We start from the raw sequence: 13,905 nt of genomic DNA, 5'->3' as shown, positions 1-13,905 counted from the left end.
TGAGACGGAGTCTCAGGTCAACAAAACGACATATACTTCGTTGCTTTACGTACTAATCAACGAGCTATTTCTCCAGTCTTCACAAGTTTCCTGTTGCGTGTTAGCCGTCGTGGTTGGCCGATTTTTAGCCTCTGGCCAATGATTGAGCTCAGCATTCAGATCTAGTGGTGGTGCACGTTTCTTGGGGCTTGAAGCATGTCGCAGCTGTGGCTGGACTACCTATTTGGAGTCGATGGCTCGTTGCAGTCGTTGCCCAAATACCGGCACCAGTGTGCTCATGTAGGTGTCGCTGATGTGGTGCTTATCCCGGTAGATCAGGACGTTGCCAACCACCGCTGGGCAGGTGCCGTTCACGCAGAACTGGTCGCTGAAGTCCAAGACTTTCACTCGCGGTTCCAGTTTGGCAGCGGCCTTGGTGGCATCGCCCTTTTCGTAGGCGCCCTTTTGCGGGAACGAGCAGGCTTGCGGGTTGTTAATGTTTTGCTCCACGCAGTCCCTGGCGTAGGAATCTTTCGGAGGCCGCGGAGTATCAACGATTGCGTAAACCGGCTTTCCGGCGTCCTCGAGTTCAGCCCAGGCGGCAGCTAAACCCTTTGCTGGATCAGAAACAAAGGTGGATCCACCCCAGCTTGAGGTCACTACCGCGTCGATGTCGTTCCGCTTGGTCAGCGCATCCATACTCTGCTCAAAGGTCTCTTGGCAGTTAATGCTTCCGTCTTGATCGGCTTTGCGTTGAGCAGCGTTAAAGGGACAAGAGTTCTTCAGGTAAGTGACTACTTTCCACCCCTTACTCAGTGCGTAGTCGTTCAGCGCTTCGAACCAGTGAGCCGCGTGCGAGTCTCCCACCAACGCCACGGTGAAGGTCCCGTCCTTGCTCCCGAACTCGCATTCTTTGATCTGCGTCGACTGTGGATTCTGCACACAACTACCGATGTCAGGCAGGTCATTGGCGGCTTCCGCGGGAACCGGGACTACTTGGTGCTCATCGGTGATAAAGGCAGGAGCACCGTGCGACAGGGATGCTGCGCCAAAACCCTCGGGAGGTTTCTCGGCCAGTGCTGCTGCCACGCGCGACTCCTGTTGAACCATGCGTTCTTGAGCCAGGCCAGGAAGTAGTGCCACCGAAGCGGCCACAGCAACCATGGCCACCCCGGCGACCAATGACCGTCTCGGAGAAACTGCCAAGAAGCGAAGTCGGCGCATCGGAGTTTCCACGATTTTTAGGCTCCCCCATGCCAAGATCAGGGACCCAGCCAACAGCGCAAGGGATTGCAAGGGTTTTGGTTTGCCACCGGAGAGTTCGGTGTAAAAAACGATCAGTGGCCAGTGCCAGAGATAAAGCGAATACGAGGCGAGACCAACCCACTGCACCGGCGCCCAATTCACGAGCTGGTGCAAAGAACCTGGGCCACGGGTACTGCCGGCGGCAATGATTACCGCACAGCCCAGCACTGGCACGGCTGCTGCAATGCCGGGGAAGACCGTTGCGCCGTCATAACTAAAGGCGGCGATACCGATGGCCATCAGCGATAGTAGTACCGCCAGATTCCGTGTGGACCAAGCGGTGACCCATCGTGGCAGACGAAGGGCATCTTTGGCATGTGCTTGCGCACCCAACGCCAGCAACCCGCCAATGGCCAACTCCCAGATTCGGGTGGTGGTCAGGAAGTACCCGGCGGCGTCCCCCGAGTATCCGGCGTACACCGAGTACCCCAGGGATAAGAGTGCCACCGTCCCAAAGACCATCCACAGCCATCTGCGGCGAGTGGCAAATTGATCCGAATGTGATCCGGGAAGGTTGGGCTTAACCAGCCAGCACACCGCCAAGATCAACAATGGCCAGAACAGATAGAACTGTTCTTCAACTCCAAGGGACCAGAAGTGTTGCAGCGGTCCTGCCGCTTGTTCGGCGGCCAGATAGTCAACAGAATCAGCGGCCAGCACCCAGTTCTGCACGGAGAAGGCTGAGGCCAATGCCTGGGTACCCAGTGTGCCCCACTGGGTCTTCGGCAGGATCATGACCCCGGCCGCCACAACGACGAGAATCACCAGCATGGCGGCGGGCAGGATGCGTCGAGCTCTACCGGCAAAAAACGCCGACAGTTTCACTCGTCCGCTACGTTCGGCTTCGCGCAACAGGTGGGAGGTAATCAGAAAACCAGAAATGACAAAGAAGATGTCTACGCCGATATAGCCGCCCGGGACCACGTTGGGCTCCAGATGGTAGGCAACCACTAGCAGGACTGCCGGCGCACGGAGTGCTTGGATTTCTGGTCTGAAATTTTTGACCTGCACGGAATTCGAACTCATATTGTTCGATCTGACCAGTTCGGGATGAACAGCAGGTAATCAAACGGTATCCGCGGAGAAAACTACTGATGGGAAGCTTAGCTATCTTCGTCCCTGCTGGGCACGGACAGTGGATATTTGGCATCCAATTTGGGATCAAGACTCAACCGCATCAACGCGTCAAGAAGGACCTTGCCAGCGCCCCAGTAGATAGGAATGATCAGCCAGACGTACCAGCCGACTCCTCCCGCTGTGCCTAGGATGACGGTTCCAAAGGTAACCAAAAGACCTACGCCACGGAAGATCATCATGATCCCCTGTGTGATTGAGTCTCGCCGTTCCTGTTCGATACGAGTTCTGGATTCAAGCCCTTCAACAGCTTGGGAGAAATTGGGCGTTTGAACGCTTTGGAATAGTTCACCAACTTGTACGTCCAATGCCCTGGCTACAAGCGAGATTGACTCCAAGCTGGCATCATTGCCGGCTTCAAGTCGTTGAATAGTTCTGACAGTAATTCCGCTCTCTTTGGCCAGTCGTTCTTGAGTCCAGCCCTTAGTGCGGCGAAGTTCTGCAACCCGTGATTCATTCATGGCATAAAGCTATCGATGAAGTGCACGAAAGCACCACGACATTGTCACGACAGTCGCACGACTGTTTCCCGACAGCGCACGACAGATTGCTAAACAGGCTACTGACCTGTCCTGATGGAATATTCCAAACAGGGAATACTATTGTTCTTGCCTGTCGCAGGTTATTTCGGAGGAACGACTTCACCGTGGACATCAATTGCGCTGTTGCTTTTCGCGAATAAGGTCCAAGGCCAGGACAGAACCGATAATTGCTTGGCGATGTTGTGTGCTTAACTCGCTGGCCAAGTGCAAGGCATACGTCGATTTACCCATCAGTGCGTTGCCCATACCTGACCATTGACGAGTAACGGTGCCAAGTACGCCCTGGGAGTTGGTGATCTGGAAATCAAAATCCCAGATGCTGCCCAATAGATCCAGTTCTTCGCCAAGCATTGAAATGGTGACGCGCGTTTTGAAAAACGTGATCCGCTTGACCAAGCTCGCCAGCGGAGCGTCATTTCCATCAAAGATTTCAAAGCGGTCGCGGCCCATGGTCATGGTGTCCTTGACCTTAATAACCGGTCGCTGTGGTCCGTCAAAGACCGTCAGCTCACGCGCACCAGCAAACATCCGTCCCAGCGTACTTCCGCCGGTTTCGACATGAGCAACCTGCATGCCAGCGGCGTCAAGGATCGCAAAATCATTTTCCGAGAAGTTTCGGGTCTGTTGAAAAATGAGCATATCTTGGGCAAATATCGTCATGCTGATGATTATGCCATTGTGATTCTTCCGCCGATAGCCTGCCGGGAAAGCTCAAGGCCAGCATCGCTGCTGGCCTTGAGCTAGATCGGGATTATGCTCCGAAGAACTGACGAGTCACCTTGGACAGGTACCAAGGATCATCCACGCCACACATTTCACGGGCCGAATGCATGGACAGCAGGGCGACACCTACGTCGAGGGTGCGGATACCCAGACGTGTGGCAGTCAGCGGACCGATGGTCGAGCCACAAGGAACGCGGTTGTTGGATACAAACTCTTGGTAAGGAACTCCGGCTGCCTCGCACCAGTTGGCGAAGGCCGCAGCGCCTACCGCATCGGTGGCGTATCGCTGGTTAGCGTTGATCTTCAACAACGGCCCGGCATTAACCTGCGGGCGGTTGACTGGGTCGTGGCGCTCCGAATAGTTCGGGTGCACTGCGTGGCCTGCATCAGCAGAGAGGCACACCGAATTGGCTAGCGCACGCGCTTGGTCTTCCACCCCTGCACCCAGCGAAGCCTGGATTCGGTTGATCAGTTCTTCAAGGAAAGGACCGCACGCACCGGAGCGTGAGCTGGAGCCCAACTCTTCGTGGTCAAAGGCGGCCATCATGGCAATGTGCTTACCCGACGGCTTCCTCGAATGATCGGTCAGCGCGATGATTCCGGCATGCACCGAAGTGAGGTTATCCAATCGGCCACTGGCGAAGAAGTTCTTGCCTTGGCCAAATACCTCACCACGTTGCGCTGGTGCGGTAAGGATGTCATAGCCAGCTACCTGAGCTGGATCCACGCCAGCCGATTCGGCCAGGACGGCAAGAATATCTGCATCAGCCAGATCCCCGGCTCCGAAGATGGGGTTGGTGTGGGTCTGCTTATCTAGGGTCAAGCCCTCGTTGACCTGGCGATCAAGGTGGATCGCCAGCTGTGGGATGCGCAGGATCGGTTCAGTCTGAGCCAAGTGTTCCGTGCCGTCCTTAAGCACCAGACGGCCGGCAAGGATGAGTTCACGGTCCAGCCAAGAGTTCAGTAGCGGTCCTCCGTAGACCTCTACGCCTGCCTGCCACCAGCCGTTAGATCCGGTGGTCGGCTTGGGCTTGAGTTTAAAGCCTGGTGAGTCGGTGTGTGCACCGAGGATATGGAATCCGCTGGTAGCCGTGGCCGATTCAGGTTGCACCCACGCGATGATCGCACCATCACGAACCACATAGTAAGAACCTGGTCCTAGATTCCACGCATCAGCTTCGTTCAGGCCGGTGAACCCGACAGCGTCTAGCCGCTTCGCAGCCGTTGCTGCCGCGTGGTAGCTGGAGGGTGAAGTTGCGACGTATTCGGCTAGGTCTGCAATGTGGGCCATTGCTGCGGCTTGTGCCATAGCTGGTTACTCACTTCTTTCTGTCATCGTCTTACTGAAATCCAGGATGCGGTTCCCGCCTGAATTCTCGGGTTGCTCTCCAGCTTAGTAGCCCACTGCGTAATTACTAATGGCTCAGTTCCGGCCAGCCCGGTGACGAACCAGCCGGACACCTTGATCTGATGCTTGACTTGGCGCCTTGCGTGGGCAAAGCTGAATGCAGACTTGAAGACTACGAAAGCGAGATCATCATGGCTACATCTGATCAAACTCCGGACCCGGAGCGTTTCCCTGTGGAGCCCGTGGCCGAACCGGGCACGGCGAGGCCAAGCAACTCCCAGCGGGAAGTGCCACCGGCTAAGGAAAAGCTTCCGGCAACCAAGCTGGGTCGTATTTGGACCGCCACGGTCTTAGGCATCATTGTGCTGATCTTGCTGATTATTTTTATCGCGCAAAATCAAGATCAGGTCACCCTGCGCTACTTCGCCTATGAGGGCCAAGTTAACCTAGGGCTGGCGTTGTTCATCGCGTCGATCGGCGGAGCCCTAGTCGTGGCTATCGCCGGGGTTGCCCGCGTTATTCAATTACGCGCCACCGCACGCAAGCAACGCAAAACTAGCAAACGCTAAAAACGCGGATGGCCGCCAAACGTAGGTTCTACGTTTGGCGGCCATTTTTTGCGTTCAGAATCAGTAGTCCAGACCCTGAGACGGGATCACTAGACCCGTTTCGTAGGCATAAACCACAGCCTGCACACGGTCTCGCAAATGCAGTTTGGTCAAAATTCGGCGGACGTGAGTTTTTACCGTAGCTTCTGAAAGGAAGAAGCGGTGAGCGATTTCCGCATTTGATAGTCCTTCGGCGAGCGCTCGGAGCACTTCTTGTTCGCGCGGAGTCAGGTCATCAAGCAAGGGATCTCGAGGTATTTCTTGCTTCTGACCAGCAGCTGACTTACCGCCATTACGCACATAGGTTTCCAGCAGTCGAGCGGTCACCCGCGGGGCAACCACCGCGTCGCCCGAGGCTACCAAACGCACAGCTTGCACTAGTTCTTCAGGGGCTACATCTTTGAGCAGGAATGCACTGGCGCCCGCCTGAAGTCCGGAGAATGCGTATTCGTCCAGGTCAAAGGTTGTAAGAATAATGATCTTGGTTTCCGGATGCGCCTTGGCAATGCGTTCGGTCGCTTCGAGACCGTCCATCTTTGGCATGCGTACGTCCATGAGCACCACGTCAGGTTTCAGCACGGCCGTCTGCGTCAAGGCATCTAACCCATCTGCGGCTTCGCCGACAATGACAATGTCATCCTCGCCTTCGAGAATCAGTCGGAATCCCATTCGTAACAGCGGCTGGTCATCGACCAGCAAGACTTTAATTTTTTCGTCCACGTCTATTCCTTCGCCGTCTTCTGCTTCTCATTGTTCACGCTGCATTCGGGTAGCTTCAGTACCGCTTTAACAATCCAACCGCCACTGGCTACCGGCCCAGCTTCTACGGTGCCGTCAAAGAGCGCTGCGCGCTCACGCATGCCGCGCAACCCTCGACCACTACCAACACTAGGAACTCTGGTGGCGTCCCCGTTGTCCATGACTTCCAGTCTCAGTTCATCACGCCGTCGTTCCAAACGTACTCGCACATCACTGACGTTACGGGCATAGCGCAATGAGTTGGTTAGAGACTCTTGGATCATCCGGAAGACCGTGAGCTGGAAAGTGGTGTCTTCTGGCAGTGCTCCCCGGTTTGGGTAAACGTAATGGGAAGCCCCGCTGTTCTAAAGCCCTCCAAGAGCTGCTCGACATTTCCGCCGGTAGGTTGTGGCTCCAGCTCACCGGTTTCGTTTTGACGTAGTACCCCAAGCATGCGACGCATATCTGCCAGTGCGGCTCGTCCGGTGCCCGAGAGCTCATTGAGCACTTCGTCGGCGCGGGTTTGATCCCGTTTAGCCACGACGCGGGCACCTTCGGATAGGGCAATCATCACCGAGAGTGAGTGGGCCACTACATCGTGCATTTCTCGGGCAATGCGGTTTCGTTCTTGAACCTGGGCCAAGGTGGAAACCTGCCGTGCCCAGTGATTTAGTTCTGCTTCATGGATTCGCGCATTGCGCACAATCAAGCCAAGTACGGCTGCGGAGATATAGAAGCCGATGATGAAACTTCCGGCAACGCCAATGAGAATCCGGCTGAATGTGGTCTCATCAATTCCGTCGCTTTGATCCAAATCCATGTCGGTCATTTCCGGGAAGCCCATCAATACCATCAGGACCGTTTGAAAACTGGCGGCAAGAATAGCCAACGGAATGGTGCGTTTGGCCGAATAGCTCGTGGCGACCGTGTACAGGGCAATCATCATGCCCACGCCGCCCAGTCCGCCTTGCGGACCGGCAATAACCAGGGCAACACATTCAAAGACGAAGACCAAGATAATCACGGTCATCGGCGCTTTTCGCCGATAGAGCAGTGCGGCGCCTACGGCCAGAGTGACCACCAACAGACCAGTCGCGTTGGTGTCCGGCATTGCTGCCATAATCAGGACGCTAGGCAGCGTGATCAACAAATAGATGACGACGACGCCAACAACCACCAAGCGGGGATGGGTGCGCAAGTAGAGGCGCAACCGTCCCATTCGCTTGGCGGTCAGTGCATCAAAGGAAGCGACAGTTTCCTGCAGCGTCTGTTGGGTCATGATTCCAGTGTAGTTTTCTCTCAGTAACCGCTGATTACTTGATATCTCGCTTGGCAAGCAAGACCGCGCCTAGAGCCAACGGAACAATGATCCATCCGGCAACGCCCAACAGTTGTTGCCACAGTTCTAGATCGCTTGGCGCGCTCAGCGGTGTAGCCAGAGACAGACCCAGCTGGTCTGGCAGGAATGCCGATACGTTTGGTAGCCAGTCCACATATGAGCCAAAGATGGCGGTGATGATCGGCAAGACGAAGAACACTGCGGCCAGAACCGTAATGCCGCCGGCGGAGCTGCGGAGCAAAACGCCAAGCGCCAAACCGATCAAGGCTGCCATGATCACTGCCAGGGTGCCGTACCAGAGCACCGATTGGAATGAAGAGCTGCTAAATTCCAAGGTCAGATTGTAGTTTTCAGCGACCGGCTTGGCGATGATGAACGCCAACAGGGTGGAGACTAGCTGCGTGAGACCGGTGAGCACAACGGTGAAGATAATCTTTGCTGTCATCACCCGAAGTCGTTGCGGGCTGGCCAAAAAGGTGCTGACGGCGGACCCTGTGGTGAATTCTCCGCTGAAGAGTAGTACGCCGAGCACTCCGAGAATCAACTGGTTGAAGACCAGTCCGGAGCCCAGCGTTTCGCTGGCAAAGCCTGGCTGGGACATAGTTCCCATGCCTTCCATCTGGCTTGGATCGCTCATGTCTTGAAGCAAAGATCCGATAGCCCAAGTGGCGATGACGGCAATGCCTACATAGAGCACGATGGAAAGGGCAATCAAGATCCCGGTGGATTTCAGCGAGAACATGCGGATAGCTTCGCTGCGCAGGACTCCAGCCAGAGTTACTTTGCCGCGTAGCGGGGTTTGAATCTGAGTTGTCATGGCTATTACTTCCCGCCGTTGTTCTCGGCAACAATGTTCGAGTGGTATTCCACGGCGTCTCGGGTCAATTCCATGTAGGCATCTTCCAAAGTGCGCTGCAGCGGGCGTAGCTCGCTAAGGGCCACACCAGTTTCTAAAGCGCGGCGTCCGATAACTTCAGAATCTGGTCCGGTGACTTCCAGAGTCTGTGCGTCAATCCGGCGAAGTTGCACACCTTGGCTGCTCAGGGCGTTCATCAGCACTTCGATATCGCTCGATTTCACGATGGTCTGAGCAAGGCCATTATCAATGAACTCACTAATCGGCGCATCAGCCATGATGCGTCCTCGACCAATAACGATCAAATGATCAGCTGTTTGCGCCATTTCGCTCATCAGGTGAGAGGAGATGAAGACGGTTTTGCCGGCGGCGGCCTGCTGTCGGGCTAGGTTTCGTACCCAAGCAACACCTTCAGGATCCAGTCCGTTCACTGGTTCATCCAGGATCAAGACCTGCGGGTCACCAAGCAGTGCGGTAGCAATGCCAAGACGTTGCCCCATGCCCAAAGAGAAGCCGCCGATCTTCTTGCGGCGAACCCCAGTTAGTCCGGTCAATTCCAAGACTTCGCTGACACGGGAGCTGGGTAGTCCGGCCGTTGCGGCGATGGAACGCAAGTGCGAGGAAGGAGTCAGCGATTTATGTACTGACTTTGCCTCTAGCAGCGTGCCAACCTCGGTGATTGGATGTTTTGATTTTTGAAGTCCCGGTTATTAACCAGCACCTGGCCTTGGGTAGGCGCGGCCAGTCCCACGATCATTCGCATGGTGGTGGACTTGCCGGCTCCGTTGGGGCCGAGGAAACCGGTGACTTGTCCGGGTTGGACGGTGAATGACACCTGATCTACTACGGTTTTGGAACCGTAGGTCTTCGTCAACTGCTGTGCCTGGATCATTTAACCAGCCTACGAAAAATACAGTTGCATTGAACCGCTCAGAGTGCTGATCTTTGTCTCCCTCCAAAGGGTGAGACCGCAGCGTGATAGCCAACAGGGCATGCACCAGATGGTGCATGCTCTTCTCTAGGTTTTACTTCGCTGACTTCCAGTCCCGAATACCAAACTCGCGCTTGAGCATGGCTTTGGCCCCGAGGAATCCGCCCATGCCGTGAACCGATGGTCCCGGAGGGGCTGCGGAGGAAATCAGATACAGTCCCTTGGATTGTAAGTACCACGGGTCCAGCGAAATTCGTGGGCGTTTGATACTGCCCAGAAGATCCATGGTGCCGCCAGAGAGATCTCCACCGATCAGTGCTGGATTCTGCTTTTCAAGCTCTTGCGCGTTGACCACGTGTTTTTCGAGGATGATGTCAGAGAACCCGGGGCCGCCCGCTGGATCATCGTTTCAATCGCTTGACTCATATCGGTGGGTGAGTTCAGCGGAACGTGGCAATAAGCCCAGATAACGTGCTGGCCAGCAGGCGCACGTGAGTCATCAAAGAGTGAAGGCTGGGCCACGATGGTAAACGGTTTTTGCGAGCCAACGCGTGCCGCGGCTCGCTCTGCTCTGCCGACCTGCGCTGCACTTCCACCGAGATGCACGGTGCCTGCCGTTGCCAGTGCCGGGTCGCTCCACGGCACGGGCTCAGAGAGCACAAAGTGCACCAAGCAACTACCCGGCGAGCGCCGGGTGGCGCTCATAGCGCTAGAGAGCTGATCCGAAAGATGACCTGCGCTGAGCTTTGCGGCTTCTTCGGCCGAGGTATCAAAAAGAATGTTCTGTGCTGCCAGATCATCAATATGGTTCACTCGTACACCGGTGTGAATTTGCGCGCCATGAGCCGTGGCTTCGGCTGCTAACGCATCGCTGATAGCTTGGGAGCCACCTCGTGGGATTGGCCAGCCTTTGGCGTGTGCGGTAGCAGCTAGGAACAACCCAGCTCCGGCATTGGCTGGCCCTCGTGATCCACCGGCAACGTGAGCCGCGCATCCGGCATACAAGGCGGCAGCCCGCTCGTATTTGCTGGAGCGTACGTTCTTCAACGCCATCCCGCCCAGCGAGCTAAGCGCAAAGGTCGCCAGTAACGATGGGTGAGAAGGGACTTTGAGCAGCGGGTTCAGCAAGGTATCGCTGAGCGAGTCGATCTGCTCAACTAACGGGGCAATTAGCTTTTGATAGTACTTCCCGTCCTCGCCGCCCAGTTCTTGCACCGTACGGTCCAAGTCCTTGTAGGCATAGGCTGTGCCCTGATCAAGCACATGGGCGAAGGAGAGCTCCGGGACAATGAAGTCCACCTTGTCGTGGACACCCAATTCACGCATGGCCTGAGATTGAAGCGCCATCGGATGCACGGCGCTACCCAAATCAAACTTTGCTTCAGAGCCATCCAGACTCTGGGTTCTGGCAGCACCGCCAATAGTTTCATTAGCTTCGTACACCTGAACGTTCAGTCCAGCCCGAGCCGCCACAGCGGCGGCCGCCAGCCCGTTAGGACCAGCACCGATTACGGCAACGTCAATCACTGTTGGCTCCCTGCAAATTTTTTAGTTTTCTTTTCCCCGGCAACAATCCGCGCAGGGTAAATCGGTCTGGTGCACCAGCGAACTCTCCGGCCAACGGATCCAATTGGCCAACGGCACGGATTGGATCTCGTCGTGGGTCCAGAATTGAGCGGGCCACTAAATACATCAAGTACGCGAGCATGAGCATATGCGCGGCCACAAGGAAGACGTACCCGGTTTCCGGGAAGGTCTTGATGGGATCTTCCGCGGAGAACGAGTCCAGATAGTTCCAAAGCCCGTAGAAGTGCGCTATTTCCACCAGCATCCAGATCACAAATTCTCTCCAGCGTGGCAAGGCCAGAACGAACAGCGGGATCAGCCACACGATGAACTGCGGTGAGTAGACCTTGTTGACCATGACAAAGGAAGCAATGATCAAAAATGCCATGGAACCTAGCCGTGGGGTCTGTTTAGCCAACAGCCCCAGCAGTGCCACCCCTACGCAGCACAGGAAGAAGAGGATCAGCCCGTAGCGCGAGATCTGGTCCGCTTCAAAGATTGGAAGACCAGGATTCTTGCCTGCCACTACATTCCAGGCGTGCCAGAAGCTAGAGAAACCCGCACCACGTTCTGAGGAGAAGTTGAAGAAGTGCATAAACGAGTCTGGGAAGGCCAACGCATATGGAAGGTTTACCAGAACCCACGTGGCAGCCGCAGTACCGGCGGTAACCCAGAAAGTTTTGAATTTCCCGGTGCGGACGGCTAGAACCAGTAGTGCTCCGAGGATAAAGAATGGATAGATCTTCATCGCCGCGCCAAGCCCGATCAGGACTCCGGCAAGTACCGTGTGCTTACGCGCAAAGGCAAGCATGCCTCCGGCTAGCAGGGCTACAGCCCACATGTCCCAGTTGATGCTTCCGGCCAGGATGATGCCCGGGGCAATGGCGATCATCGCCGCATCCCATGGTCGGCGTCCGGTCATGCGCACGGTGCAAATCACGGTGAGCATCCACAAAATCGCGACCAGCAAGAGATTGATGTCGAAGTACATCAATGAGCGGTTAGCCACCGAGTGGGGAACAATCGAAGCCACGGCGGAAGCCACCGCGCTCATTAGAACCGGGTATTCAAATTCGGCACCGGAACTAAAGGGTGCCCAAGGATTATCGGCAAAGCCGCGAGCACCAAATAGTGGCACCCAGTCGCTGTAGCAGGCATAAACGTAGGGATTATTGCCACCCCAACCGCTGACTCGGCAGGGGTTCTTGGCCAGCAGCATCAGCAATGCTCCCACGGTGGTCATCAAAATGATGACTCTTTCCACGCTGAAGAACCCTGGATCTACTCGTCCGGGATCACTGCGCCGTCCTAAGGGACCACCGATGAGTGCGGTGAATTGGCGAAGGAAACCGTCGGCCCGTGATGGCACGGTGATACGCAGAGGTCCACGCTTGGGTGGTGACTGGTTAGGCTCGTGCATACTCTCCAGCCTAAATGCTTTGTCCTTGCTCACAGCTTTGAACACCAAAGTTTCATCCCAATACCTAGTGCCGACGATGTTCGAAGCGGCAAAAAGTCAGTCATAAGATTCACGTAAACCGCTTGCTGACCTCACATTCAGCAAATTTGCAGGTGATTACACCGTGACTTCACCCCTCGTTTACCTAAATACTCCCGGCTAGTTAACTAAGGCCCATAGCGTCGTATTTGTGAACGAAACCAATCAGCCAAGTGCCATGGCGATCATCCCCGCACGGGGAGGGTCCAAGGGCATCCGGCTCAAAAACCTGCGTGAGATCGGCGGCAAGTCGCTGCTCGGTCGAGCCATTGAATCAGCAAAGGCTGCGGCGACTGTCAGCGACGTCGTGGTCAGCACGGATCATGAACAGATCAAAGCCGAAGCACTTCGTTACGGGGCGCGAGTTGTTGACCGACCGGCAGATATCGCCGGGGATACGGCCAGCAGTGAGTCAGTCCTGGAACATGTCTTGGCAAACACCAACACGTTGCCAGCGGTGACTCTGTTCATTCAGTGCACCAGCCCGATTATCGACCCAGCCGATCTCGACGCTGCCATCACCACGGTGACCTCCGGGCGCGCTGAGGTCAGCTTCGCAGCAGTGTCCGACCACGGATTCCACTGGGGACTTGATGAGCAGGGCGAGGCGGTGGCCATCGGGCACGAAAAGCTGCACCGCCCACGCCGCCAGGACCGCGAACCACGCTTCCTTGAAACCGGAGCGTTCTACGCGATGGAAACCGCAGGCTTCTTAGCTGCCGGACACCGGTTCTTCGGCCGGGTTCGAGTCCATGAGGTTCCCGCCGAACACGGTATCGACATTGATACCGAGGCAGATCTCAAGCTCGCCGAACTCACCGTCACCGATGAGCCGGCACCGATCGAGGTTGACGCTGTCATCACCGATTTTGATGGTGTGCACACCCCGGATACCGCCTATGTGGATGAGCATGGCACCGAATCCGTTCGTGTTTCACGCTCCGATGGAATGGGAGTGGCTCGGCTTCGGGCCGCAGGAGTGAAGTTCCTGATCCTCTCCAAGGAGGCCAACCCGGTGGTTGCCGCCCGTGCAGCCAAACTAAAAGTTGAAGTGGCCCACGGTATCGAGAACAAAGCCGAATACCTGGCCCAGTGGTTGGTCGATGAATCGATCAACCCGGCACGAGTGGCCTATGTCGGCAACGACATCAATGACCTCGGCGCCATGAAACTTGTTGGCTGGCCCATTTCCGTGGCCGACGCCAACAACCAAGTGCACCAAGCTGCACGCCACCGCCTGACCCGCAAGGGCGGCTATGGGGCGGTGCGAGAACTAGCAGAGCTAGTGATCGCGGCACGCTCCACCACAAATTTCCCAAGTTTCACCCAATGAAAGGC

Annotated in this window: 13 protein-coding genes and 1 pseudogene; 2 read left to right on the top strand and 12 right to left on the bottom strand. The window is 56.0% G+C overall.

Going from position 1 to position 13,905, the window contains the following annotated elements; all coding sequences use genetic code 11:
* Positions 1-219: 219 nt before the first annotated feature.
* The 4 genes from N6V40_RS02900 to N6V40_RS02885 form a co-directional block, all read right to left on the bottom strand.
* Positions 220-2,310: an acyltransferase family protein gene (locus N6V40_RS02900; RefSeq protein WP_262198916.1), complete on the bottom strand. Its 2,091-nt coding sequence runs from the start codon at positions 2,308-2,310 to the stop codon at positions 220-222.
* 77 nt (positions 2,311-2,387) lie between these two features.
* Entirely contained in the window at positions 2,388-2,879 is a 492-nt protein-coding gene (locus tag N6V40_RS02895; RefSeq protein ID WP_262198914.1) for a type II toxin-antitoxin system RelB family anti-toxin, read from the bottom strand.
* Positions 2,880-3,071: 192 nt separating this feature from the next.
* Positions 3,072-3,620 carry an LURP-one-related/scramblase family protein gene (locus N6V40_RS02890; RefSeq protein WP_262198913.1) on the bottom strand — a complete coding sequence of 183 codons (549 nt, stop codon included), beginning with the start codon at positions 3,618-3,620 and terminating at the stop codon, positions 3,072-3,074.
* Between the two features lie 91 nt (positions 3,621-3,711).
* Complete coding sequence (locus N6V40_RS02885) at positions 3,712-4,992, bottom strand: M18 family aminopeptidase (RefSeq protein WP_131089626.1); 1,281 nt, start codon at positions 4,990-4,992, stop codon at positions 3,712-3,714.
* Between the two features lie 230 nt (positions 4,993-5,222).
* Between N6V40_RS02885 and N6V40_RS02880 the strand changes: the two genes are divergently transcribed.
* Positions 5,223-5,600 carry a LapA family protein gene (locus N6V40_RS02880; RefSeq protein WP_131089627.1) on the top strand — a complete coding sequence of 126 codons (378 nt, stop codon included), beginning with the start codon at positions 5,223-5,225 and terminating at the stop codon, positions 5,598-5,600.
* A 60-nt stretch (positions 5,601-5,660) separates the two neighbouring features.
* On the opposite strand, the gene N6V40_RS02875 is transcribed toward N6V40_RS02880, so the two are convergent.
* The 8 genes and pseudogenes from N6V40_RS02875 to N6V40_RS02840 form a co-directional block, all read right to left on the bottom strand.
* Positions 5,661-6,365 carry a response regulator gene (locus tag N6V40_RS02875; protein WP_131089628.1) on the bottom strand — a complete coding sequence of 235 codons (705 nt, stop codon included), beginning with the start codon at positions 6,363-6,365 and terminating at the stop codon, positions 5,661-5,663.
* Positions 6,362-6,661, bottom strand: a complete 300-nt coding sequence (locus N6V40_RS02870; RefSeq protein ID WP_262198911.1) for an ATP-binding protein — start codon at positions 6,659-6,661, stop codon at positions 6,362-6,364. Before N6V40_RS02870 ends, N6V40_RS02875 begins: the two co-directional genes overlap by 4 nt.
* On the bottom strand, positions 6,658-7,656 hold the full coding sequence (locus N6V40_RS02865) for a sensor histidine kinase (RefSeq protein WP_262198909.1): 999 nt from the start codon (positions 7,654-7,656) through the stop codon (positions 6,658-6,660). The genes N6V40_RS02870 and N6V40_RS02865 overlap by 4 nt, the downstream gene beginning before the upstream one ends.
* 34 nt (positions 7,657-7,690) lie before the next feature.
* Positions 7,691-8,533: a hypothetical protein gene (locus N6V40_RS02860; protein WP_131089630.1), complete on the bottom strand. Its 843-nt coding sequence runs from the start codon at positions 8,531-8,533 to the stop codon at positions 7,691-7,693.
* Positions 8,534-8,538: 5 nt separating this feature from the next.
* A pseudogene (locus tag N6V40_RS02855) lies at positions 8,539-9,464 on the bottom strand (ABC transporter ATP-binding protein).
* A 133-nt stretch (positions 9,465-9,597) separates the two neighbouring features.
* Entirely contained in the window at positions 9,598-9,858 is a 261-nt protein-coding gene (locus N6V40_RS02850; RefSeq protein ID WP_262198907.1) for a hypothetical protein, read from the bottom strand.
* A complete protein-coding gene (locus N6V40_RS02845) occupies positions 9,816-11,030 on the bottom strand; it encodes a phytoene desaturase family protein (RefSeq protein WP_262198905.1) in 1,215 nt (404 codons plus the stop codon). Before N6V40_RS02845 ends, N6V40_RS02850 begins: the two co-directional genes overlap by 43 nt.
* On the bottom strand, positions 11,023-12,489 hold the full coding sequence (locus N6V40_RS02840) for a glycosyltransferase family 87 protein (protein WP_262198903.1): 1,467 nt from the start codon (positions 12,487-12,489) through the stop codon (positions 11,023-11,025). The genes N6V40_RS02845 and N6V40_RS02840 overlap by 8 nt, the downstream gene beginning before the upstream one ends.
* A gap of 229 nt (positions 12,490-12,718) precedes the next feature.
* Between N6V40_RS02840 and N6V40_RS02835 the strand changes: the two genes are divergently transcribed.
* Positions 12,719-13,900, top strand: a complete 1,182-nt coding sequence (locus tag N6V40_RS02835; RefSeq protein ID WP_262198901.1) for an acylneuraminate cytidylyltransferase — start codon at positions 12,719-12,721, stop codon at positions 13,898-13,900.
* Positions 13,901-13,905: the final 5 nt, after the last annotated feature.

This window comes from Glutamicibacter sp. M10, assembly GCF_025452055.1.
Taxonomy (GTDB): Bacteria; Actinomycetota; Actinomycetes; order Actinomycetales; family Micrococcaceae; genus Glutamicibacter.
This window is presented reverse-complemented; position numbering and strand designations above follow the sequence as displayed.

Excerpts from the sequence above, each read along its gene's own strand:
- N6V40_RS02860 (WP_131089630.1), bottom strand. The coding sequence starts at position 8,533 with ATGACAACTCAGATTCAAACCCCGCTACGCGGCAAAGTAACTCTGGCT.
- N6V40_RS02885 (WP_131089626.1), bottom strand. The coding sequence starts at position 4,992 with ATGGCACAAGCCGCAGCAATGGCCCACATTGCAGACCTAGCCGAATAC.
- N6V40_RS02870 (WP_262198911.1), bottom strand. The coding sequence starts at position 6,661 with ATGATCCAAGAGTCTCTAACCAACTCATTGCGCTATGCCCGTAACGTC.
- N6V40_RS02895 (WP_262198914.1), bottom strand. The coding sequence starts at position 2,879 with ATGAATGAATCACGGGTTGCAGAACTTCGCCGCACTAAGGGCTGGACT.
- N6V40_RS02840 (WP_262198903.1), bottom strand. The coding sequence starts at position 12,489 with ATGCACGAGCCTAACCAGTCACCACCCAAGCGTGGACCTCTGCGTATC.
- N6V40_RS02900 (WP_262198916.1), bottom strand. The coding sequence starts at position 2,310 with ATGAGTTCGAATTCCGTGCAGGTCAAAAATTTCAGACCAGAAATCCAA.
- N6V40_RS02865 (WP_262198909.1), bottom strand. The coding sequence starts at position 7,656 with ATGACCCAACAGACGCTGCAGGAAACTGTCGCTTCCTTTGATGCACTG.
- N6V40_RS02890 (WP_262198913.1), bottom strand. The coding sequence starts at position 3,620 with ATGACGATATTTGCCCAAGATATGCTCATTTTTCAACAGACCCGAAAC.
- N6V40_RS02880 (WP_131089627.1), top strand. The coding sequence starts at position 5,223 with ATGGCTACATCTGATCAAACTCCGGACCCGGAGCGTTTCCCTGTGGAG.